20 protein-coding genes and 1 tRNA gene are annotated in these 21,772 nt (G+C 53.2%); 7 read left to right on the top strand and 14 right to left on the bottom strand.

Annotation, left to right across the window (positions count from 1 at the left end; translation table 11 throughout):
* Position 1: 1 nt before the first annotated feature.
* From flgK to ACTUJZ_RS07490, 12 genes are all read right to left on the bottom strand, one after another.
* Positions 2 to 2,050: a flagellar hook-associated protein FlgK gene (flgK, locus tag ACTUJZ_RS07545; protein ID WP_463635683.1), complete on the bottom strand. Its 2,049-nt coding sequence runs from the start codon at positions 2,048 to 2,050 to the stop codon at positions 2 to 4.
* Positions 2,047 to 3,027 carry a flagellar assembly peptidoglycan hydrolase FlgJ gene (flgJ, locus tag ACTUJZ_RS07540; protein WP_463635682.1) on the bottom strand — a complete coding sequence of 327 codons (981 nt, stop codon included), beginning with the start codon at positions 3,025 to 3,027 and terminating at the stop codon, positions 2,047 to 2,049. Before flgJ ends, flgK begins: the two co-directional genes overlap by 4 nt.
* Positions 3,027 to 4,139, bottom strand: a complete 1,113-nt coding sequence (locus ACTUJZ_RS07535; RefSeq protein ID WP_463635681.1) for a flagellar basal body P-ring protein FlgI — start codon at positions 4,137 to 4,139, stop codon at positions 3,027 to 3,029. Before ACTUJZ_RS07535 ends, flgJ begins: the two co-directional genes overlap by 1 nt.
* 9 nt (positions 4,140 to 4,148) lie before the next feature.
* Positions 4,149 to 4,829, bottom strand: a complete 681-nt coding sequence (flgH, locus tag ACTUJZ_RS07530; RefSeq protein WP_463635680.1) for a flagellar basal body L-ring protein FlgH — start codon at positions 4,827 to 4,829, stop codon at positions 4,149 to 4,151.
* Between the two features lie 11 nt (positions 4,830 to 4,840).
* Complete coding sequence (gene flgG, locus ACTUJZ_RS07525; RefSeq protein WP_463635679.1) at positions 4,841 to 5,629, bottom strand: flagellar basal-body rod protein FlgG; 789 nt, start codon at positions 5,627 to 5,629, stop codon at positions 4,841 to 4,843.
* Positions 5,630 to 5,686: 57 nt separating this feature from the next.
* On the bottom strand, positions 5,687 to 6,430 hold the full coding sequence (locus tag ACTUJZ_RS07520) for a flagellar basal body rod protein FlgF (protein ID WP_463635678.1): 744 nt from the start codon (positions 6,428 to 6,430) through the stop codon (positions 5,687 to 5,689).
* 140 nt (positions 6,431 to 6,570) lie between these two features.
* Positions 6,571 to 7,929, bottom strand: coding sequence for a flagellar hook protein FlgE (gene flgE / locus ACTUJZ_RS07515; protein WP_463635677.1), 1,359 nt, complete (start codon positions 7,927 to 7,929; stop codon positions 6,571 to 6,573).
* A 15-nt stretch (positions 7,930 to 7,944) separates the two neighbouring features.
* Positions 7,945 to 8,631, bottom strand: coding sequence for a flagellar hook assembly protein FlgD (locus ACTUJZ_RS07510; RefSeq protein WP_463635676.1), 687 nt, complete (start codon positions 8,629 to 8,631; stop codon positions 7,945 to 7,947).
* Between the two features lie 23 nt (positions 8,632 to 8,654).
* Positions 8,655 to 9,074, bottom strand: a complete 420-nt coding sequence (flgC, locus tag ACTUJZ_RS07505; protein ID WP_463635675.1) for a flagellar basal body rod protein FlgC — start codon at positions 9,072 to 9,074, stop codon at positions 8,655 to 8,657.
* Positions 9,074 to 9,478, bottom strand: a complete 405-nt coding sequence (gene flgB, locus ACTUJZ_RS07500; RefSeq protein ID WP_463635674.1) for a flagellar basal body rod protein FlgB — start codon at positions 9,476 to 9,478, stop codon at positions 9,074 to 9,076. Before flgB ends, flgC begins: the two co-directional genes overlap by 1 nt.
* A gap of 82 nt (positions 9,479 to 9,560) precedes the next feature.
* Positions 9,561 to 10,394 carry a CheR family methyltransferase gene (locus tag ACTUJZ_RS07495; protein ID WP_463635673.1) on the bottom strand — a complete coding sequence of 278 codons (834 nt, stop codon included), beginning with the start codon at positions 10,392 to 10,394 and terminating at the stop codon, positions 9,561 to 9,563.
* A gap of 21 nt (positions 10,395 to 10,415) precedes the next feature.
* On the bottom strand, positions 10,416 to 11,339 hold the full coding sequence (locus tag ACTUJZ_RS07490) for a chemotaxis protein CheV (RefSeq protein ID WP_463635672.1): 924 nt from the start codon (positions 11,337 to 11,339) through the stop codon (positions 10,416 to 10,418).
* 167 nt (positions 11,340 to 11,506) lie between these two features.
* Here ACTUJZ_RS07490 and flgA point away from each other — a divergent pair, with 167 nt between their 5' ends.
* The 3 genes from flgA to flgN all read left to right on the top strand — a co-directional run bounded on the left by flgA (position 11,507) and on the right by flgN (position 13,131).
* Positions 11,507 to 12,220, top strand: a complete 714-nt coding sequence (flgA, locus tag ACTUJZ_RS07485) for a flagellar basal body P-ring formation chaperone FlgA (protein WP_463635671.1) — start codon at positions 11,507 to 11,509, stop codon at positions 12,218 to 12,220.
* Between the two features lie 141 nt (positions 12,221 to 12,361).
* On the top strand, positions 12,362 to 12,694 hold the full coding sequence (gene flgM / locus ACTUJZ_RS07480; protein ID WP_463635670.1) for a flagellar biosynthesis anti-sigma factor FlgM: 333 nt from the start codon (positions 12,362 to 12,364) through the stop codon (positions 12,692 to 12,694).
* Positions 12,695 to 12,720: 26 nt separating this feature from the next.
* On the top strand, positions 12,721 to 13,131 hold the full coding sequence (gene flgN, locus ACTUJZ_RS07475; protein ID WP_463635669.1) for a flagellar export chaperone FlgN: 411 nt from the start codon (positions 12,721 to 12,723) through the stop codon (positions 13,129 to 13,131).
* A gap of 58 nt (positions 13,132 to 13,189) precedes the next feature.
* On the opposite strand, the gene ACTUJZ_RS07470 is transcribed toward flgN, so the two are convergent.
* Complete coding sequence (locus tag ACTUJZ_RS07470; RefSeq protein ID WP_463635668.1) at positions 13,190 to 13,666, bottom strand: LPP20 family lipoprotein; 477 nt, start codon at positions 13,664 to 13,666, stop codon at positions 13,190 to 13,192.
* Positions 13,667 to 13,802: 136 nt separating this feature from the next.
* Here ACTUJZ_RS07470 and ACTUJZ_RS07465 point away from each other — a divergent pair, with 136 nt between their 5' ends.
* The 4 genes from ACTUJZ_RS07465 to smrA all read left to right on the top strand — a co-directional run bounded on the left by ACTUJZ_RS07465 (position 13,803) and on the right by smrA (position 17,545).
* On the top strand, positions 13,803 to 14,981 hold the full coding sequence (locus ACTUJZ_RS07465; protein WP_463635667.1) for a flagellar assembly protein T N-terminal domain-containing protein: 1,179 nt from the start codon (positions 13,803 to 13,805) through the stop codon (positions 14,979 to 14,981).
* A gap of 108 nt (positions 14,982 to 15,089) precedes the next feature.
* Positions 15,090 to 15,165: transfer RNA gene (locus ACTUJZ_RS07460), tRNA-Arg, on the top strand.
* 304 nt (positions 15,166 to 15,469) lie between these two features.
* Positions 15,470 to 16,714: a hypothetical protein gene (locus tag ACTUJZ_RS07455; protein WP_463635666.1), complete on the top strand. Its 1,245-nt coding sequence runs from the start codon at positions 15,470 to 15,472 to the stop codon at positions 16,712 to 16,714.
* Between the two features lie 249 nt (positions 16,715 to 16,963).
* Positions 16,964 to 17,545, top strand: a complete 582-nt coding sequence (gene smrA / locus ACTUJZ_RS07450; RefSeq protein WP_463635665.1) for a DNA endonuclease SmrA — start codon at positions 16,964 to 16,966, stop codon at positions 17,543 to 17,545.
* Between the two features lie 318 nt (positions 17,546 to 17,863).
* On the opposite strand, the gene purL is transcribed toward smrA, so the two are convergent.
* Positions 17,864 to 21,760, bottom strand: a complete 3,897-nt coding sequence (gene purL / locus ACTUJZ_RS07445) for a phosphoribosylformylglycinamidine synthase (RefSeq protein ID WP_463635664.1) — start codon at positions 21,758 to 21,760, stop codon at positions 17,864 to 17,866.
* Positions 21,761 to 21,772: the final 12 nt, after the last annotated feature.

Here is a 21,772-nt window from a genome sequence, read left to right as displayed (position 1 = left end):
CTTACCTGGCTGCCGCTAAAATGGTGTCGAACAAATCCTGCGCGGTCGACAAAATACGCGCTGCTGCTGCATATGACTGCTGGTAGCGAATCAGATTGGCTGCTTCTTCGTCCAGGCTCACGCCAGACACCGAATCAAACCAGCTTTGGGATTGCTCCTGCATGGCCTTGGCCGCCTCTAACGAGGTATCCGCCGTAGCAGACTTTTCGCCCACCCGTCCCACCAGCGATGAATAGGCATCATGCAGACTACGAGCCTGACTGGCCGAATTGCTACTTAATTGTACCAAACCGCTTTGTTGAAGCTTAGCCAGTTTTACGGCATTGGTATTGTCGTTAATACCGTTTTGGTTGTACTCCAGGCTAAAGCCATCTCCGGCTGCTGGCCGGCCGGACAGGCTAAGATCATACCCCGGGTAGGTGCTTGAATAGCCAGCCTGCCCCAATAGGTTGCTGTAATCGGCATTATTGACCGTCGCGGTGGTCAAAGTATTGCCGCTGCTATCCAACACTTCATAATTGGTAGCCGAGGTAAAGCGTATCTCTACCGGTGGCGCTGCACCAGCGCCTGAGGACACATTAATGCCGCCGCTGCCGTCAAAGGCTGAGGTGCCAATCTCGGTGTTGGTCACTGTGACACCGGCCACACTGGCATCGCCTAAATTACTGGGATTAGCCGCCCCGCGTACTGGCGCTGCAAAAGCCAAATCGTCAGCCCGCTCTGTGGCCATGGTCAGCGACGCTGCAGCAGTTTTTACCGGCTGAAATAAGAACCCATCATTGACAGCGTAACCGGAGCCCGAATCGAAGGAGACCGCGATACCGCCGTTGATTTGGGTGGCTCCCGAAGCATCCACGCTGATACCGGTCTGCACTACCGGGTTACCATCGGCGCCGCGCTTAGGCGAGCCGTCGGCGTTGACCATATGCGCATCAAAGGTCAGTGGCGCACCACTGCCATCAACACTGGTAATGGTGATTTTGATATCCGCATCGGTTACCTGCTTGCCCTGGCCAGGCACAAACTCACCGCTCATGGTCAAGGTGTTGTCCGAATTATTAAAATTCAGGCCACGTATTGTGGGCAAAGTGAAAATATCGCCGCCCAGCTGCATATCCATGTCCATGCCTAAGCGGTTTTGTGCATTCACCGCATCGGCCATGGCAATACCAATCTGGCCAATATCACGCTGAGCAGGGCTTAAAATCTCATTGCGGAATTTAAATAATCCGCCCAGGCTACCACCGAGCCGGTCTTCGGTGATGGGTATTTCCGTCGTGCGGTCTGCTATCTGGTGTACTAGTTCGAGTTTCTTTTGACCCGGATCGGCGCCGGTGGCCAGCTCGAATAAATTAAATGTGCCGCCTTCCATCACCAGCGATTCGCCGCTGCTTAAATTGACCGATTTGGTGCCATTGGCGTTATCGCGCACTTCCACTGACATGATTTCGGCCAGCTGGTTAATGGCTTTGTCGCGCTCGTTCATCAAGCCGTTGGGTGACTGGTTACTGCCATTATGCACAGTAAGAATACTGCGGTTGAGCTCACCGATATTTTTGATGATCTCATTGGCCTGGCGAACCTGATCGGCAAATTCCAGATTGAGCTCGTCTTCTTTGTTTTGCAAATAGCCAGAAGTATTGTCCAGCCGGTTCACCAGCGCACGCGCTTCGCCCAGCACCGCTTCCCGTGAAGCCAGGTTGGTGGGATCATCCGCGGCGGTTTGCATGGCAGCAAAAAACTGGCTCATGCCGGTAGAGATAGCATTGGCTTCGCTGGCCAGCAGATTATCAATGGCCCCGGCTTTTTGTTTGAATGCTTCTAATTCATTGACCGAGGTAATGTCGCGGCGCAACTGGTTTTGGGCAAAGGTATTGACCACCCGCTCGGTGGTACCTTTACCCACGCCGGTGGTCAGGTGATTGTTAAACACCGTTTTTTCACGCACAAAGCCGTCGGTGTTTACGTTGGCAATATTATTCGACGTGGTTTCCAGCAACTTGTTACTGGCATTTACGCCACTGCTGGCAATCGAGAATAAATCAATCATCCGTTATTTTCCTCACCACGCTGTGACGGCCGGTAGCTGTTAAGCGTCGGGCCTTCAAATACTGCCATCAGCTTGTCCGCGTAAGCCGGATCGGTGGCATAGCCCGCCTGTTGCAATGCATCAAAATAGCCGCGGCTATTTTGGCCCTGTTCTACTGCATCGGCATAACGCGGCTTTTGCTGAAGAAACTGTACATAATCCTGCATGGCATCGCCGATAGAATCATACGCGCGAAAAGCCGCTTTTTGGCGGGTGGGTACACCCTGCTCAAATTCCAGGGTATCTACCACCGCCTGCTTGCCCTGCCAGTCGCGGCCGGCTTTGATACCAAATAAATTGTACGATGGCTGGCCATCGCCATCGTGGATAACATGCTGGCCCCAGCCGGTTTCCACCGCCGCCTGGGCAATGATGGCCTTGGGATCGGTCCCCAGTTGCTCAGCTGCTTGCTGAGCATGAGTATACAGCGCGTCAATAAAGGCTTGCTGGTCGGCCGCGATAGGCGCTTTGTAAGCCGGCAAGGTGACCTGCTCAGGCTGAGACAATACCTGTTGCTTGGCCTGGTTGACCGCGGCACTGCGCACCTGGTTTAGTGATGTCACATTGGCACCGCTGCGCACCACGCTGGCCGGAGTGTAATCCGGGGTGTTCTGGCCCAGCTGTTTGACAATGATATCCGCCAGACCCAGGCCGCCATTGCTACTTAAATCTGACGCCAGCTGCTGGTCGTGCATATCCCGGTAAAACTTCACCTGCTGTGAATTAAACGGACTGTTTTCATCGGCCAGTGCATCCTGCGCTTTACGCATGGATTTAAGCATCATCTGCACAAAGATGGCTTCAAACTGTTTGGCAGTTTCCTGTAAGGCGCCCTGGTCATCGCCCTTGGCCATGGCCTCGCGCAGGGTGTTCAGACTTTTTACATCGTGAACATTGCGCGCCATGTCCATCTGGCTTTTGGCATTGATACTGTCCATCAGATTACCACCAGCTCACCGCGCAGGGCGCCGGCCTGGCGCAATGCTTCTAAGATCGCCATCAGGTCACCCGGGGCGGCGCCGACTTCATTGACCGCCCGCACCAGCTGGTCCAGTGTCACGCCTGGCTCAAATTTGAACATACGGCTGTCGGCCAGGTCCACATCCACAATCGATTGGGTGGTCACCACCGTATTGCCATCGGCCAGTGCATTGGGTTGCGACACTTGCTGGTTCTCGGCAATGGTCACCGTGAGGCCACCGTGAGTGATAGCTGCTGGCAACAAACGCACATCCTGGCCGATCACGATGGTACCGGTGCGGCTGTTGATCACCACCCGGGCCGGTGCTTCGGCGGCATTAAATTCAAAATTTTCTAAGGTGGCCAAAAAGCCCACTCGCTGACCCACATCACGCGGCGCGGTAACCCGCACCGAGGCAGCATCGATTGGCGTGGCGATGCTATAGCCTTTATCAGGCTGTGCGCCTAAGCGCTCGTTGATAGTGTCGGCCAGCCGTTTAGCAGTGGTAAAGTCCGGATAATGCAGATTCAGGGTCAGGGTATCGCCATTGGCAAACCCGCTGGGAACCGCTTGCTCCACCAGCGCGCCGTTAGGAATGCGGCCGACAGTCGGAGTGTTAATGACAATGCGTGAACCATCATTGCCTTGGGCACCAAAACCGCTGACCACCAGGCTGCCCTGAGCCACCGCATATACCTTACCGTCCATGCCTTTTAAAAAGGTTTGCAATAAGGTACCGCCTTGCAGGCTGCTGGCCTCACCTACCGAAGACACCGTCACATCAATGGTCTGGCCGGGCTTAGTAAAAGCCGGCAATTCTGCGTGTACCGCTACCGCAGCCACATTTTTAATTTTTGGCTTGGTGTTCGGATCCAGGCTGATGCCAAAATTGGTCAGCATGGTACGAAAGCTTTGTTCGGTAAACGGGCTTTGTTCGCCAGTGCCCGGCAGGCCAACTACCAGGCCATAGCCCACCAGCTGGTTTGAGCGCACGCCCTGAATATTGGCTACATCTTTAATCCGCTGAGCGCTGGCATGGCTGCTGATAATCAGCAACATACACCACAGGCCAAATTTTGCCGCTTTCATACTGCCTCCTTAAAAGGGCCACCACTGGGATGCAAAGAACTGGTTCAGCCAGCCTTTTTCCTGGCTACGGGCAAAGCTGCCGGTGCCGCTATACTGAATGCGGGCATTGGCCACTTTGGTCGATACAATTTCGTTTTCCGGGCTGATGTCGGCCGCCCGAATGATACCGGTCAAGCGGATGTATTCATCGCCATGATTCAAAGTCAGCCATTTTTCGCCACGGATCACCAGGTTCTGGTTAGGCAGAACATCCACCACCGTCACTGAAATGGCGCCGGATAAGCTGTTGCGCTGGTTGGCCTGGGCATCGCCGGTAAAATCGTTGGAAGCACTCATGCCTAGCTGAATCGACTCGCCGCCAATATTCACCGCCTGGCCGCCTAAGCCTAAAATGGGCTGCACATCTACCGCGGAGTCTTTTGAAGTACTGGTGCCTGCCGACTTGGTGGCATTGGTATTTTCACGCAGCGTCACTGTGATGATGTCGCCCACCCGCCGGGCGGTCACATCCGAATACAGGCTGTTGGCCATGTACGGGCGAAACAGCCCACCGTCTTCGACAATATGTTCACGGGGGATAGCGGGCACCACCGGCGCAAATGACGGGTCATTGGCTTCGACCCGGTTTGGCGGAGTGCTATTACACCCGGCCACAAGCACCATACTGACAGCAGCAAGAAAAATACGCATGAGCTTACCTGTTAAAGTTGCTGGATAACCTGACCAAGCATCTGGTCCACCGATGAAATCACTTTGGAGTTCATCTCGTAAAGGCGCTGGCTTTCAATCAGATTAACCAGCTCTTCGGTGACATTCACATTAGAGGTTTCCAGGGTACCCTGAGCTACCGTGCCTAAGCCCTGCAAACCCGGAATACCCTGAATGGGCGCGCCACTGGAGGCGGTTTCTACAAACAGGTTCTGGCCGGTAGGCTGCAAGCCGGTGGGGTTGATAAAGTCAGCCACATTGATCTGGCCTAACACCTGTGGCTCCGCCTGGCCACGCACCGAAGCAGACACTTCACCATCCTGAGAGATAGTAATTTGCTGCGCATCATCCGGTACCGTGATTTCAGGCTGCAGTAAAAAGCCAGCGCCGGCTGTCACAATCTGGCCCTGATCATTCAACGTAAACTGACCATTGCGGGTGTACGCGGTGGTGCCATCGGGCTGCAAAATCTCAAAATAACCACGCCCCTGAATCGACATATCCAGTGAGTTTTCGGTGGTCAGCATATTGCCCTGAGTGTGGGTCTTTTGCGTGGCCACCACTTTTGAGCCCGAGCCCAGCATCAGGCCAGACGGGCGCTCGGTATCGGCGGATGAACGGCCACCCGGTTGGTTGATATTTTGATACAGCAGATCTTCAAACACCGCGCGGTCTTTTTTAAAGCCCACGGTAGAGGCGTTAGCCAGGTTGTTAGAAACCACAGAAACATCGGTTTGCGCGGCATCAAGGCCGGTTTTGCTTATCCATAATGCTGGGTGCATAAGGTACTCCTTGGTGGTGACCGGCCAGGTTCTTGCCTGCCAGTCGGCCAGAATTCGTTATAAGATTCGTAATAGCATGTTGCCGCGGGATGAAAGCTCGTCGGCTTTTTTCATCATCTTGACCTGCATTTCGTAATGCCGCTGCAGGCTGATCATCTCCACCATTTCATCTACGGTGTTCACATTAGAGCCTTCCAGCATGCCGGAACGCACCTGCACCTGGGCATCTGCAACCAGCGCACTGCCGTCTTTGCTGCGAAACAAGCCATCGCTGCCGCGCTCAATATTTTTAACATCCGGATTAACCAGTTTGAGCCGGCCAATCTCCTGGGAAAAGGTTTCGGGGGCACCTACCGGGCGAACCGATAAAGTGCCGTCAGAGGCAATGTTTAAGTTGTCCAGCGGCACCGGCAGATAAATCGGCCCGCTATCGCCCATGGCGATATTGCCGTGCATATCCGTCAAAACTCCGTCGGGGCCCAGCTGAAAACTGCCGTCACGGGTCATGGCTTCGTTGCCGTTGGCATCCTGCATGGCAAACCAGCCACTGCCTTGCACCGCCACATCAAGCTGGCGGCCGGTTTGGATCATGGCGCCGCCTTCATAGTTGTTGGACGGGCTTTCAGTCATCGAAAATACCCGGGTCGGCAAACCTTCGCCGTAGGCCGGCATAGCACGGGCTTGTTCAAGCTGCGCTTTGAAGCCGGTGGTCTGGGCATTCGCCAGATTGTTGGCGCGTACAGCAGTCGCCGCCAGGTCTTGTTTGGCGCCGCTTGCAGCGATATACAGAAGTTTATCCATGACTGACTTTTGACGTTATTGCACAAAGATAACACTATCTCTGCAAGGGCAGTGCCAACACGGATGATTTGTTAATGCAGGTGGAAATGTGATCAAAAAGGGCCGCGTTGGGCGGCCCTTTTTATTAGCGAATACCAGGATTAACGGATATTCAGGATAGTCTGGTTGAGCTGATTATTGGCTTCCAGTGCCTTAGAGCTGGCCTGGAAGTTACGTTGCGCGATGATAAGGTCAATCAGCTCGGTGGTCAGGTTTACGTTAGCCTGCTCCAGCGCGGATGAATTGATCTCACCAAAGGTGCCGGTAGTGGCTTCGCCGGCCAGGGCTTCGCCTGACTCGATACTTTCCTTCCACTGGGTGCTACTGTCCTGGGTCAGGCCCTGCTCATTGGCAAAGCGCACCAGTGCCACACGTACGATCGGCTCTGAGGTGCCATTTGAAAAGGTTGCCCGCACCAGGCCATCGGCGCCGATATCAATACCGGTCAGCCGGCCCACCGGCAAGCCATCCTGCTCTAAAGAGGTCACCTCAAAGCTGGAAGCAAACTGAGTGGGCTCATTCGGAGTGGCCTGGCCGCGCCGCAAGTTAAAGTCCACCTTAATTTGCTGAGACGGATCAGAGCCATTTTTCAGAATGTTAGGCCCCAATGCTTCGGTTGTCATATCATTGATTTGGGTGCCATCGGGTGATTGCATGTCTTCAAAATCCCCGCCGGCGCTGAAAATCAGTTTTGATGCAGCAAACTGATCCGCACCGGTTCCGACCGTATTGGTGCCGGTTGTAGAACCATCAGGATTGGTCAGGTTCACCATCTCATCATCGACTGCAGTTGCCACAAACCATTCATTCGCCGCATTCTCATCTTTGATAAAATAGTAGGTCATGACGTGGCTGTCGCCGAGTGAGTCATAAACAGTGACCGAAGTGGCTGCGTTATAGGTTAACGGATCATCTTTATCGAAACCTGCTGCCGGCAGCCCCTTATCCGCTGCGGGTAAGTTCATCCGAATGTCCACTTCATTGGTTGACTGCGGCGAGCCCGATGAATCTGGGATCCGTACCGGTTCGGTCGTACTCAATGCCACCGACGCACTGGTGCCGTCGGCGTTGACCGGAAAGCCCAGCAGATTATCGCCGTTACTGTTAACCACAAAGTTGTCTTCATCCAGCTTAAACTGACCAGCCCGGGTGAAGGAAAAGTCCCGCGAGGTGATCTCCGGTACCGTGGCAAAAAAGCCATTGCCGGTAATGGCCATATCCAGTGCGGTATTGGTGAACTGCAAACTGCCCTGGGAAAACTGCTGAGCCACCTGTTGCGTCAAGACCCCGTCACCTACCTTGGTTTTGCTGCCGGCCAGCAGCGATGAGGCATACACATCGCCAAACTCGGCGCGCGACTCTTTAAAACCTACAGTATTGACGTTTGCGATGTTATTTGAGGTGACATCCAAATCTTTTTGCGCGGCGGATACGCCACTTAATGCAATATTAAAAGACATTGTTTACTTCTCCTGCTAATTGCCGATTTGGATGACATCATCCAGGCTGATGCTGACATCACCATCCAAATTCAAAATTACGCCCTGGCTGCTACCAGCCAGGCTGACGCTGCCCACATGGCGGTTCATGGCAGTGGCGATAGCCACCCCTTCGCCATTGGCTTTACCACTGGCATTGACCACATACTGGCCAGGCGGCATGGCATTGCCAAAATTGTCGGTGCCATCCCAGGCAAACTGAATGTTGCCCTGGCCCTGGGTGCCGGCGTCGATGGTTTTAACCACCTCGCCATATTGGTTCTGAACAGTGATTTTCATATCCTGCACTGTTTGATCATTCACCACTACACCGGAAAACCCGACCCCGGCGGTGGCCATATGGCCCACATTGCCTTCCACCAGCACATTCTGGCCAATCAGGCTGGACGCCTGCAGCGCCTGATTGGAGGTCATGGAGGACGCCAAATCTTTAAATTTGCTGTTTAGATCCGTGATCCCTTCGGCCATAGAGAATGAGGTCATCTGCGAGACCATCTGGTCATTGTCCACCGGCTTGGTGGGATCCTGATGGGCCAGCTGCTCGGTAAGCAAAGAGAAAAAATCTTCCTGCGATAACTTTTGAGCGCCATCGTCAGCCACTTTAGGCTTTTCTTCCTGCCAATACAGGTCGTTCATCAAGCCTTTATTGTCGATTGTATTCACGCGTTAGTCCTTGTTAGCCCGCTCTAGCGGCCTTGCCCCAGCTGTAACACCCGCCGAAACAGACGCTTGGTGGTATCAGCAACCTGCACATTGGTTTCGTAGCCTTTAGAGGCCGACAGCATATTGGCCATCTCTTCCACCACATTCACATTGGGCTTATAGATGTAGCCGTTTTCATCGGCCAATGGGTTGTGCGGGGCATATTCCACCTGCAGTGGCTTATCGCTTTCGACAATCCCTTTTACCTGCACCCCGGCGCCCTTTTGCGCATCGGTGGCCCGTTGCATTTCAGCAGCAAAGACCGGATGGCGCGCTTTATAGGTTTCGCCATAGCTGCTGCTCACCGTATTGGCATTGGCAATATTACTGGCGGTGGTGTTCAGCCGCAGGTTCTCCGCTTCCATTCCGGTACTGGAGATATTCATCACATTAAACAAACTCATTAGCTTTGCCCTCCGCTCAGCGCTTTTTTCATGCCTTTTAATTTGCCGTCTAAAAATTGTAAGGAGGCCTGATAACGCATGCCATTTTCTAAAAAGGCATTGCGTTCGGTTTGCACTTCCACTGTATTGCCGTCGCCGGTATCCGGTTGGCTGGGAACCCGGAAGCGCAACTCGGCATGGCTGGCGGTCATATTGCCGGCAAAATGCTTATCGCTGGTGCGGGTCATGCCGCCCTGCTGATTTTCCCGGGCACTGGTCATGGCTTGCTTGAAATCGATATCACGGGCTTTGTAGCCCGGTGTATTTGCATTGGCCAGGTTGCCGGCGATCACTTCCATACGGTCCTCGCGCAGATTTACCGCACGATGGTGGAAGCCGGTTAACTTATCCAGATTTATTGCCATATCAGACACTCCTTATTTGCAATCAAGGCAATTGCAATTGGAGTGCCAAATATTTTTTGACGCCTAAACAGGCAACGAGGAATTAACGATTACGTTGATAATACAGGCCTGGGTGGCAGCGCTGCATGCTAAATAAGGAGCCACCCTGGCCGATAGATTCTGAGGCTCCGAGGAAAAGCATGCCGCCTGGCTGCAGCTGGGCGGCAATTTGTTGCAGTATCTGTTGTTTGACGGCAGGGGCAAAATAAATCAGCACATTGCGGCAAAACACGATATCAAAGCGGCCCAGCCCGACATAATTGTGCAGCAGGTTGAGCGAGCGAAAACTGACCATGCGGCGAATATCGGCATTGACCTGCATCAGGCCCTCGCCATGGGCAGTAAAAAAGCGTTGCCGACGCTCGGCCGACAAACCACGCGCCAGGGATAATTCATCGTAAACCCCCTGCTGGCATTTTCCTAACATCGCGGAGGACAAATCCGTGGCCAAAATATCGACACCGTGACGCAGTGCGCCGGGTTTCTGGCGTTGATATTCGGACACTGTCATGGCAATGGAGTATGGCTCCTGCCCGGATGAGCAGGCAGCACTCCAGATACGAAGCCGGCGCGGACTGTTTTCCAGCGCCGGTAGCAAGGTGCTTTTAAGCAATTCGTAGGGATAAGAGTCGCGGAACCACAATGTTTCGTTGGTGGTCATGGCATCAATGACATCCTGCAATAACAGGCGGTCCCGATTTTCCAGTACCGACCCAATTAAATCGTCGAGGCGGTCGATGGGATGGCGATACAGCAGTGGCGCCAGGCGGCTGCGTACCAGGTATTGTTTATTATCACCTAGTACGATCCCACATTGATTTTCTAAAAATGCACTGAATTGTTGATAGCGCTGAGGGGAGACCTCTTTATCTTTCAAGCGCACGGTGCTCCATGATAGTTATTTTGCCACCAGCCATTTTTGTACAGCGGTGGCCAGTTCATCCGGATGAAATTTGGCAATAAAATCGTCGGCGCCTACCTTTTGCACCATGGCCTGGTTAAACACACCGCTTAACGAGGTATGCAGTACCACATGCAGATTTTGCAGCTCCGGGCTGTTTTTGATCTCAGCGGTTAAGGTGTAACCGTCCATCTCCGGCATTTCGATGTCAGACACTAACACACCCACTTTGTCGGTGATATCGCCGGTTTCGGCAGCCAGCTCTTTAAGCCGGGTTAATGCCTCCATGCCGTTTTTGGCCACTTCCAGTTGTAAGCCCAGCGCTGACAGTGCTTTTTTCACCTGACTGCGGGCGACTGAGGAATCATCGGCAATAAAGATTATCTTGTCTTCGCTGCCTTTGGTCGACAGCGATGCGGCGACATCAGCGCTGACATCGGTAGATAACGGGGAAATTTCGTTGAGGATTTTTTCCACATCCAGGATTTCCACCAATTCTTTTTCCACTTCCGTCACTGCGGTGAGGTAGCTGGCGCGGCCGGTGCCTTTGGGCGGTGGCATAATCGCATCCCAGTTGGTGTTGATGATGCGTTCAACAGCCCCTACCAGAAACCCCTGTACCGAACGGTTATATTCAGCGATTACGATAAAGGCTTTATCCAGATCTTCGATGCGACGGCCGCCGGTGGCCATGCTCAGGTCGATGACAGAGATCGTCTGGCCACGAATATGGGCCACTCCACGCACCAGCGAGTTCAGTTTGGGCATCGAGGTCAGGCGCGGGCACTGCAGCACTTCACGCACTTTAAAGACATTGATACCAAAGCGCTGGCGGCCATTCAGGCGAAACAACAACAGTTCGAGCCGGTTTTGGCCCACCAGCTGGGTGCGCTGGTTTACAGAATCAAGAACACCGGACATACATCACCTCTTCACAAATTTGGGCATGATCATTGCGTTTAGGACTGCCACATCAATAAAAATCATCAATTCGCCAAAAAAGTGACACCTGCGTGTGCCTGACGACGAGTTGCTTAATCATAGACAAAATGAACCAATACGAACACGAAAAAAGTGGCTGACTACGTATGAATGTTAAAAAAACCAGCAATATTATGTTGTTACTGACTGGCCTTCTGTTTAGCAGCCTACCCGCCGTGGCCGCAACCTCTGATGCTGACAATCAACATACCAGCGTGCAGCAGGGCGTTCGCACTTATCTGCTTAAGCGTCTAGCGGATCAGGCCGGCCCGGATACAGTTCATGTGACCGTCAACGATATCGACAATCGCATCGCAATTCCAGCTTGCCCGCAAGGATTTGAGTATGCCGCGGATGACCAGGCCCTGGCACAATCATACGTATCAGTGCGGGTGAGTTGTAATAACAACGAATGGTATTTGTTTGCCAATGCTAAGGTGTTGCATACTCAACCGGTGGTGGTAACTGCTGGCATGATAAGCCCGGGCACGGTCTTAAGTTCGGATAATCTGATGGTGATGCAGGTAGAAACCAACCGCTTACGGCATACCGCCTACCAGACCATTAATGATTTGGTGGGCGCGCGCATGAAACGCCGGGTACGTCAGGGCCAGCCGGTGCAGGCCAATATGCTATGCTTTGTGTGTGAAGGCGATCGCATTACTATCAGTGCTGAGGTGGGCACCATGCGGGTGAAAACCTCTGGAATTGCCAAGCAGGATGGTGTAATTGGTGATAATATCGCCGTGGTAAATACCAGCTCGCAAAAAACCATCATTGCCGAAGTGGCCAGTACCGAAAAAGTGGTGGTGCGTCTTTAATCCCACCGGGCCTGTGCGGGGGCTGGTAGCATCCGGGCTGGTCTCATTTGCGTTTGTACATCTATATGGAAAATAATGCTAAAGAAGCTGAAACCGGTGCCGATAAATTAACTAGGTATTGGTAGGTAGTGGAATTTGAATATGGCTATTAACAATGTAAACAACAATGGTGTTCCAAAAACACCATTAGACAACACAAAGCTTGGTCAGCAGCCCACTCAGCCCGGGGTGCATCAGGACGCCGCGGCCAAAAGCCAGGCTGGCAAAGCTCCGGCGCAGGACTCTGTATCATTGACCCAATCAGCCCAACAACTGGCTCAGGTGCAAAAGAAAAGCACTGAAGCCCCGGTTGACCAGGATAAAGTGGATAAACTGAAAAAGGCCATTCAAAGTGGTGCTTATCATGTGGACCCTGAAGCCCTGGCCCGTAAAATTGCGAATTTAGAATCTCAGGTTTTCGGCTCAAAATCATAAGGTAAGGTATGCAGTCGCTGGAGCAAATGCTTGATGCACAAATTGCAAATCTGGAAAAGCTAGCAGGCTTGCTTGACCAGGAATTGCATCTTATTAGCTCGCGCAATGCCGAAGCCTTAATGAGTTTGTTGCAGGAAAAAGAGAATACCCTGGAGATCATCCAGGACACTGATACCACCATTCAAACCCACTACCAGCAAGAGCTTGCTCAGGACGACCGGCCAGAGGCCATCGAGCAGCGTATTGAGCAGGCGCAAAAGTGCCTGGACCAATGTAAATACCAAACTGACATCAATCAAAAAGCAGTGGAACAGGGACAATTGCGCCTAACCCATTTGCGCAACCTGATGTTAGAGGTCAGAGCCAAAGAATCGCTGACCTATGATAAAAGCGGTAAGCCTAAGGGCGGCCAGCGCGGCTCCGGGGTAACAGCATAAGCGCCGCAGCGTGAGAGGATTTCACTACCCTTTTCTGCCTAACGCCTAATCCATCCAATCAGTAATAAGTGACTTTACGCACCCGTTGCGGTTTGGCGGTGCTTAAGTACAGGTCGTAGACCTGTTGCATATCTAACTCCAATTCTGTCACAAAGGTATCTTCGCCTACCGGATAGGCCTTAACCACCTTCGCACCGCGGATCACGCCTTCTACCGAGCTTTTTAAGCGGCTGTTTGTCATGACCATGTTCGCCACGGTTTGCTCACCGTCAATTTGCTGACCATAGACCTGTTCAGTCAATTCCCGGTACGCATCCAGCTTCGACGCTTTCATGGCCATCAGAGTACGCTCGGAATCGGTCTGGCCCTGCTGGCTGTCCACCGGCGCATAGCCGACAGCATTGAGCACCGGATAACGAGCAGGCGCCACAACCTCCCATTCCACATGTTTATTAAACAGTGAGGTGCAACCACTTAGCCCTAACGGCAGGCAAAGCGCAACGGCAAAAGCCAAAGAGTGCGTGCTGTGTTTCATGACATACCTGTTTGCTACTGACAAAATTTTGCCTTGATGATTTTACTAGGCAAGTTATGTGCCTGATACTCGCTAAACAGGAACAGAAAATGCTTACAGCCTGATGGTAGCAATAAAACTGACGGAATATAGTCGTATGTGTGGCCTTTTCAATCATCTTTTAGCGCCAGCCCGGCGCGCTTTTGCCTGTCTGGTACTGTGCCTGGCAGGGTGCGGGCAATTACATGCCGCCTGGTTTGAAGCCCAGGGCCAGGCGGTGATCATCGACGGCGACAAGCAGGCTGCCAAACATCAGGCCACCAAAGAAGCATTACGTCAGGCCATGCTGTTTGCCGGGGCGTCGGTGCAAAGTGTGCAGACGCTGGCCAATGGCCTGGTGCAAAACGACCAGCTTACCCTCACCGCTCAGGGTGAGGTCAATGCGGTGGAATTGATTGATGAAACCTGGCACAACGATTATGTCACGGTGCGCCTGCGCGCCGATGTGTTTCCCAAACCGCAGTCCTGCGAGGCGGCCAGTTTTGCCAAAAACCTGGCGACTACGCAGTTTTTGCTGGCCCAGCCGCGCCAGGCTCAGGACGGCCAGATCCATGGCTTATCGGCGGTACTGCCAGCTAGGTTACAACATATCCTTGACCAGCACACTGCCACCACTTCATTAACCGCAATTTCTGATTATGTGGTGGACTGGCGGCGCGCCCGGGTGCAAGACCAGGCCCCGACGCTGGCTCGCCAGACCGATACCCAGTTTGTACTGGCAGCCACAGTCACCGATGTCAGTATTCAGCGCCCCGACAGTGCCGGCTGGGCATTCTGGCAGAGCAATACAGCAACACGCCAGTTTGCTTTGCAGCTGGCTGTGTATGACGGCATGCACGGTGGCCAGTTGTTAAATCAGCGCTATACCCTCACCGCGCCCTGGCAGTTTGATAAGTTTGCCCAGGTGGATGTCCACAGCGAAGCATTCTGGCGTTCGGCGTATGGCGAAGCGGTCGATGCCGAGCTGCGCCGCGCCGCCCATGATGTGGCCGCCGCGCTGGCCTGCCAACCCGCCACCGGGCGCGTGCTACAGGTAAGCAATCAGCAGGCACAGATCTCATTGGGCCGTGCCCAGGGCTTACAGGTGGGTGATGAATTGTATTTGTACCAGACCAAACAAGTGTATAGCGGCTTTGGCGATACCTACCTGCAGTATTCACTCTATCCGGGTAAAGTAACCGTGACCGCAGCCTATGCCAACAGCGCTACCGTCAGCCCCAGTGATGACGGCCTGCTATTGAACATTCAGCCTAATGATTTTGTGGCCAAGCGCTAACCCAGATGGTTAGCGCTGATAGTGCATATGCGCTCAGCGGTGGCTCCTAAACCAAATAGCTGATAGGGTGAGAAGCTGCTTACAGGGATATCCCCCGATAATTATTCCGTTCCCGTCGATTAACAGGATAAATCCTCCGCCTCCTAAGCGGAAGCTACTGGTTCGAGTCCAGTCGGGAACGCCATTGCTCTGTTCTTGCCCGCTTATGGCTTTTACGCGCGCAACACTTTGATTCATCAATGCATTGCTATATATTGGCTCAGGTAGTCTGCCAGTAGCAGTACAATTACATGGATGGTAATTCACAGGATGTGTAACCCCTTTCGCCTGGAGCGCTATTTTTCTAAAACGCGTGGTTTCAGGACGGACTGAGCTCGACCCGCCCTGCCCGGCAACTATTGCCGAACACTATTTATTTGATTGATACCTGGTAGTTCTCATCTTTTTAAATGCCCTGGATGGGCGCAACTTTTATCACAGGTATTTTCATGAATAATAAAAAACACCTTCTTGGTGCAGCGGTGCTGTCTGCACTACTGGCTGGATGTGGCTCTACCCCGCCTACCCCACAAGAACAAGCGATGATGAATCAGATGCAACAGGCACTGTTAGGTAAAGTGCAGGAGATGGGGGGTGTCCAGGCCATGTTGGGACAGCAGGCGCCCGCTCAGCAGCAAGCGCCGGCGCAGGCTCCTGAGCCGGACATTACCGAAGCCGACCTGCTGGCAAAGAAAAAAACCATTGATGCCACCGGCGGGCCGGCCATCTTTTTCACTGAAAAAGATGGTATATCAATCAATGGCAAGATTTATAACGACTTCGAAGGTACGGTTGCTCAATATGGCGGGAATAAACTAACCGGCGAATTTACGTATGCTATTCGCAATATCGACAATTCCTTTACCCTAAAATACCACCGCGCCAATTCCGCTGAGGCTCCGGTCAAGATTGCCACGGTGTACAAACAAAATGGCCAGTTCAAAGTTCGCACCGTTACGGGTCGTACCCTCATCGGCTCTTCTTTGATCCCAACCTCTGATGGCTTCATCATCGGGCGCAGTGGTTCAGCTTTTCGCTATGTGATTGGCCAACAGCGAATCACTGATATCAATCTGTTAGATGGGTACCATATTGCCCGCTTTCAAAATGGGGATGCCGCTTCTACGGGTTATATCCTGCTGGAAAAAGACGAGCGTGCAGAAAGCGACAAGGTCGGCGGCCTGATGGACTCCTTTAGCGATTTAGGGAACACGCTGGGTCTTAATCAGGTAGACCATTATGTACTGGTCAGCCTGGAAAATGCGCAGCCGGTGCCGATGGATGTCAATCTGAAAGGAAAAAACGTTGCCGAGTATTCAAACTGTAAGCGCCAGAACGCTGCCCTTAACAAATGCGACAACGTAGATTTTAAAGAGGCGCTCTACGACAAACTTGGCCTGCCCAATAGTAGCCACTATTTTTGGTCAATTAACTGGGTCAATACGCCAAACGGCCCGCTGGCATTCTACAAAACCGGCACCAAAGTCAAAGTGGTCGATATTAAGAATAAACAAGTTCATACCCTGTTTTCCCGCACGTTGGGGGTGAACAACTTTCGTTTGACCGAGCACCTGGATGGTCGCGTGTCGATTAAAGCCAAACTAGGCTTCAGTGACGATAGCATTGGGGATGTTGCGGCATTTATTCAGCAAAACACCACCGATATTGAGCCAATCCAAACCCTGGGTTCCTAACTGCTCCACTGATGTTCCGACGCCCATGGCGGGCGTCGTCGTACTGCCTGCTATTTCATCCGTTTTGTTACAGCATCATCCATCTTGCGAACCGGACTGTTTGCCCCCATTCTGATTCCGCATAATCGCCCCCCTGTCATGGTCACGATTGGACTACTCAAACAGCGATTAGCATTTTTTCATAGTTGAACTGGTCAGCGCCAGTGGCGTATTAATGGCAAATCGGTGTGCCGTTGTAAGGAGTGAGGTATGGACAATAACCATGATGAGCTTGATTTATTTTTGCAGGAAATGGGCGATGTCACACCGTTAAAAACCGATGACAAGGTTCACCTGCACGACGTCGAGCAACAGCTGGCAGCCAAGCAAGCCCGCGCCAGTACGCAGGTGGCTAGCAATAAATCGCTAAACCCACTTAGTATGGAAGGGGTCAAACCGGTCGCGCCGGATGCATTTTTAAGTTATCAAAAACCCGGCATTCAGGATGGCGTGTTTAAAAACCTGCGTTTGGGCAAGTATCCGCTGGAATACCGTTTGTCGTTAAAAGGGTTGTCACTGAACGAGGCATGTGATGCATTCTACCGCACCCTGCAGCGCTGCCACGAAAAGGGCACCCGGGCATTGTTGATTCAACATGGCACCGGCGAACACAGCAAACCATTCCCGGCGGCGCGTAAAAGCTATGTGAAACACTGGCTGGATCAGATGGATGAAGTCATTGCCTATCATACTGCGCAACGCCAGCATGGCGGGTTAGCAGCAACCTATGTGCTACTGAAAAAGCATCCGGAGCAAAAGCTGATAAACCGTGAAAAGAACAAGCGGGGATGATTGGTTTCCATGCCCGGCGGACATGGAAACTATCATGATATCGATATTAGCGCTGGCTGTGAGCCACAGGTAAGTTCAAAGCGGCACTTGCAGAAGAACTGAATACCGCGGTCGCAATCATAAAAATAACTGCCACTGCCACCCCTGTTAAGCCAAACCCTCGTGATGAACGATTCATAGTCGTCTCTTATTGTTGCCGTAATTAATCGTGCAGAAAAATGATCCCTTTTGCGTTTTGCCATCCTGGCTTGCCAACTGTAAACGACTGGTTAAAAAATGACAAGGTGCTGCTGCAAAAAAGAGCACCTTGTCAATTATTTAGCCTACAAATACGCGGGCATTTCTAAACATTCGCATCCACGCGCCATCTTCCTGCCAGTCTGCCGGGTACCAGGAATTGGCCACGGTTCGAAACACCCGCTCTGGGTGTGGCATCAAGATGGTGCTGCGACCGTCGCTGGAGGTCAGCCCGGTAATCCCCTGCACCGACCCATTTGGGTTGGCCGGATAGTTAGTGGTGGGGTTGCCGTAATTGTCCACATAGCGTAAGGCTACCTGCTGGCCGGCCACCGCTTGCTGCAACGCCTGTTCGGAAGCAAACTCAGCACGCCCTTCCCCATGAGATACCGCGATGGGCATCCGAGAGCCTTGCATGCCTTTGAGCAACACCGACGGCGAATCGGTCACCTCGACCATCGCCACCCGCGCTTCAAAACGCTCGGACTGGTTGGTCACAAAGTGTGGCCAGTGCTCGGTGCCCGGAATCAGCGATTTAAGATTCGACAGCATCTGGCAACCATTACACACGCCCAGGCTGAAGGTATCCGGACGCGCAAAGAAGCTGGCAAACTGATTTTTTGCGCGCTCGTTAAAGAGAATTGACTTGGCCCAGCCTTCACCGGCACCCAGCACATCACCGTAGGAGAAGCCGCCACAGGCGGCCAGTCCGCTAAACTGTTCCAACTCTATCCGGCCAGCCAGAATGTCGCTCATGTGTACATCTATGGCGGCAAATCCGGCACGGGTGAAGGCAGCGGCCATTTCATGGTGAGAATTCACCCCCTGTTCACGCAAGATTGCCACCTTAGGGCGAGCCCCTGTGGCAATCATGGGGGCGGCCACATCGTCCTGAGTCGAGAAGGTCAGCTTGGCATGCAAGCCCGGATCGGCTGCATCCTGCTTGGCTTCAAATTCCTGCTCGGCACACTCTGGGTTATCACGTAGGCGTTGCATATGGCGCGTGGTCTGCGCCCACAGGCTGCGCCAGTTGACGCGGCTTTCACTAAGCACAGGCTGACCATCGCGGGTAAAGCTGATCTGATCATCATCGGTAAGGGTGCCGATGTCATGGCTCAGCCCGGCCACGCCGTGCTCGTTCAGGACCTGCTTTACAGCTTCTGCATCCTGGGCACGATACTGAACAACTGCACCTAATTCCTCGCTGAACAACGCAGCCAGAACATCAGTTCCCAAACTGGTCAGGTCCACGGTCACACCGGTTTTGCCGGCAAAGGCCATCTCGGTGATAGTACTAAACAGGCCACCATCCGAGCGATCGTGATAAGCCAGTAGTAACTGCTGTTCCACCAGCGCCTGAATGGCAGTGAAAAAGCCAGCCAGATGTTCAGCATTATCCACATCGGCCGGAACATCACCCAACTGCTGATACACCTGGGCCAACGCCGTGCCGCCCAGGCGGTTTTTGCCGGCGCCTAAATCCAGTAGCAGCAGGCGGGTGTCACCCTGATCGCGCTGTAACTGTGGGGTCAGGGTTTTGCGGATATCTTTTACCGCACCAAAGGCTGAAATCACCAATGACAAGGGCGCAGTCACTGCTTTGTCATCGCCGTTCTCATCCTGCCAGGCGGTTTTCATTGACATTGAGTCTTTGCCCACCGGAATGGTCAGGCCCAGTGCCGGGCACAGTTCTTCGCCCACTGCCTTGACCGCTTCATACAGGCCGGCATCTTCGCCAGGGTGGCCGGCCGCACTCATCCAGTTGGCTGACAGCTTAATACGCTTCAGGTCACCAATATTTGCCGCGGCAATGTTGGTCAGTGCTTCACCCACCGCCATTCGTGCTGAGGCAGCATGGGATAGCAGCGCGGTTGGGGTGCGTTCGCCCATGGCCATAGCTTCACCATGATAAGTATCAAAGGCGGTGGCGGTGACTGCCACATCGGCCACCGGTACCTGCCACGGACCCACCATCTGATCGCGATGCACCAGGCCGGTCACCGAGCGATCGCCAATGGTGATCAAAAAGGTTTTTTCGGCCACCGCGGGTAATTGCAGCACGCGGCTAGCTGCATCGCTCAGCGTAATGTTGTCCCGCTTTAGTGCGCTACCCTGTACCGTGGCTGATTTGACATCGCGATGCATCTTGGGCGGCTTGCCCAACAGCACATCCAGTGGCATATCGATGGGCTGATTATCAAATTGCGGGTCGTCCAACACCAATTGGGCGTCGGCCGTGGCTTCACCCACCACCGCATAGGGCGCGCGCTCACGCTCACAGATCGCCGCAAAGCGCGGCAGATCCTCGGGTGCCACCGACATCACATAGCGTTCCTGTGATTCATTGCACCAGATTTCCAGCGGAGTCATGCCGTCTTCATCGGTAAGCACTTTGCGCAAATCAAAACGCCCACCGCGGCCGCCATCATTGACCAGTTCGGGTAACGCATTGGACAACCCGCCGGCACCCACGTCGTGGATAAACTGGATTGGGTTGGCATCGCCTAACTGCCAGCAGGCATCAATGACTTCCTGACAGCGGCGTTCCATTTCCGGGTTATCCCGTTGCACGGAGGCAAAATCCAGATCTTCATTAGACTGGCCAGAGGCCATGGACGAGGCTGCACCGCCGCCCAAGCCGATATTCATGGCCGGGCCACCCAGTACAATTAACTTGGCACCCACCGTGATTTCGCCCTTTTCGATATGCTCATGGCGGATATTGCCCAAACCACCGGCCAGCATGATGGGTTTGTGATAGCCACGCACTTCTTCGCCGTTGAAGCTGGTAACCTGTTGTTCATAAGTACGAAAATAGCCTAGCAGATTCGGCCGGCCAAATTCGTTATTAAATGCTGCGCCGCCCAGCGGTCCGTCGAGCATAATATCCAACGCCGAGACAATCCGCCCGGGTTTGCCATACGCCGTTTCCCATGGCTGTGCGGCATCTGGCAGGTTCAGGTTGGAGACGCTAAAACCCACCAGTCCGGCTTTGGGCTTAGAGCCCCGCCCGGTGGCGCCTTCATCACGTATCTCGCCGCCTGAGCCGGTAGCAGCCCCCGGAAACGGTGAAATAGCGGTGGGGTGGTTGTGAGTTTCCACCTTCATCAGGATCGCGATATCTTCGTGATGATATTCGTATTGATGCGACTGTGGATCTGGGAAAAAACGCCCGGCTGGCCAGCCGGTCATCACCGCGGCGTTATCTTTGTAAGCCGAGTGAACATACTCAGGGCACTGTTCAAAGGTGTTCTTGATCATTTTAAACAGTGATTTAGACTGGGTCTGCCCATCAATGGTCCAGTCAGCGTTGAAAATTTTGTGTCGGCAATGCTCTGAGTTGGCCTGCGCGAACATGTACAATTCTACATCATTAGGGTTGCGGCCCAGGGTGGTGAAACTGTCAAACAGGTAGTCAATCTCGTCATCGGCCAGGGCCAGCCCTAATGAGGCATTGGCTTGCTGCAGCGCAGCCTTACCCTGGCCCAGAATATCTACCGAGGTAAAGGTGGCACTGTCTGCCTGGGCAAACAAAACACTGGCGTCTTCCGGACGGTTAAACACTGTTTCGGTCATTCGATCGTGCAGTTGCGCCTTCACCTGGTCATGCTGCTCTTCAGTTAATGGCTGGTCAGCCGATACATAGTAAGCACAGCCACGCTCAATGCGACGGATTGCGGTCAGACCGCAATTGTGTGCGATATCGGTTGCTTTTGAAGACCAGGGAGAAAGCGTGCCAGGGCGGGGAGTGATAAAAAAGACGGTGCCGGTAAAAGAAGAGGTTGCGTGTTTGGGTCCGTAGGTGAGCAGCTTATCTAAAATGGCCTGCTCGGCGTCGGTGAGGGTTTCGACAGTGTCCACTAAGTGAACATAATGTGCGTCGATGTGGTTAATCTTGATGCCGGATTGACCCAGCCTTTCAATAAGTTTAGCTTGTCTAAATTCAGACAGTGCGGGAGCGCCTCGAAGGACCAACATATCGCTTTACCT

This window comes from Alteromonas sp. WD8-37 (genome assembly GCF_055326825.1).
Note: the sequence above shows the minus strand (reverse complement) of the source record. Positions and strands in the feature narration are given on the sequence as shown.

Bases quoted from the DNA above. Each gene is read 5' to 3' on its own strand.
- flgK (WP_463635683.1), bottom strand. From the start codon at position 2,050: ATGATTGATTTATTCTCGATTGCCAGCAGTGGCGTAAATGCCAGTAAC.
- flgJ (WP_463635682.1), bottom strand. From the start codon at position 3,027: ATGGACAGTATCAATGCCAAAAGCCAGATGGACATGGCGCGCAATGTT.
- ACTUJZ_RS07535 (WP_463635681.1), bottom strand. From the start codon at position 4,139: ATGAAAGCGGCAAAATTTGGCCTGTGGTGTATGTTGCTGATTATCAGC.
- flgH (WP_463635680.1), bottom strand. From the start codon at position 4,829: ATGCGTATTTTTCTTGCTGCTGTCAGTATGGTGCTTGTGGCCGGGTGT.
- flgG (WP_463635679.1), bottom strand. From the start codon at position 5,629: ATGCACCCAGCATTATGGATAAGCAAAACCGGCCTTGATGCCGCGCAA.
- ACTUJZ_RS07520 (WP_463635678.1), bottom strand. From the start codon at position 6,430: ATGGATAAACTTCTGTATATCGCTGCAAGCGGCGCCAAACAAGACCTG.
- flgE (WP_463635677.1), bottom strand. From the start codon at position 7,929: ATGTCTTTTAATATTGCATTAAGTGGCGTATCCGCCGCGCAAAAAGAT.
- flgC (WP_463635675.1), bottom strand. From the start codon at position 9,074: ATGAGTTTGTTTAATGTGATGAATATCTCCAGTACCGGAATGGAAGCG.
- flgB (WP_463635674.1), bottom strand. From the start codon at position 9,478: ATGGCAATAAATCTGGATAAGTTAACCGGCTTCCACCATCGTGCGGTA.
- ACTUJZ_RS07490 (WP_463635672.1), bottom strand. From the start codon at position 11,339: ATGTCCGGTGTTCTTGATTCTGTAAACCAGCGCACCCAGCTGGTGGGC.
- flgA (WP_463635671.1), top strand. From the start codon at position 11,507: ATGAATGTTAAAAAAACCAGCAATATTATGTTGTTACTGACTGGCCTT.
- flgM (WP_463635670.1), top strand. From the start codon at position 12,362: ATGGCTATTAACAATGTAAACAACAATGGTGTTCCAAAAACACCATTA.
- flgN (WP_463635669.1), top strand. From the start codon at position 12,721: ATGCTTGATGCACAAATTGCAAATCTGGAAAAGCTAGCAGGCTTGCTT.
- ACTUJZ_RS07470 (WP_463635668.1), bottom strand. From the start codon at position 13,666: ATGAAACACAGCACGCACTCTTTGGCTTTTGCCGTTGCGCTTTGCCTG.
- ACTUJZ_RS07465 (WP_463635667.1), top strand. From the start codon at position 13,803: ATGTGTGGCCTTTTCAATCATCTTTTAGCGCCAGCCCGGCGCGCTTTT.
- ACTUJZ_RS07455 (WP_463635666.1), top strand. From the start codon at position 15,470: ATGAATAATAAAAAACACCTTCTTGGTGCAGCGGTGCTGTCTGCACTA.
- smrA (WP_463635665.1), top strand. From the start codon at position 16,964: ATGGACAATAACCATGATGAGCTTGATTTATTTTTGCAGGAAATGGGC.
- purL (WP_463635664.1), bottom strand. From the start codon at position 21,760: ATGTTGGTCCTTCGAGGCGCTCCCGCACTGTCTGAATTTAGACAAGCT.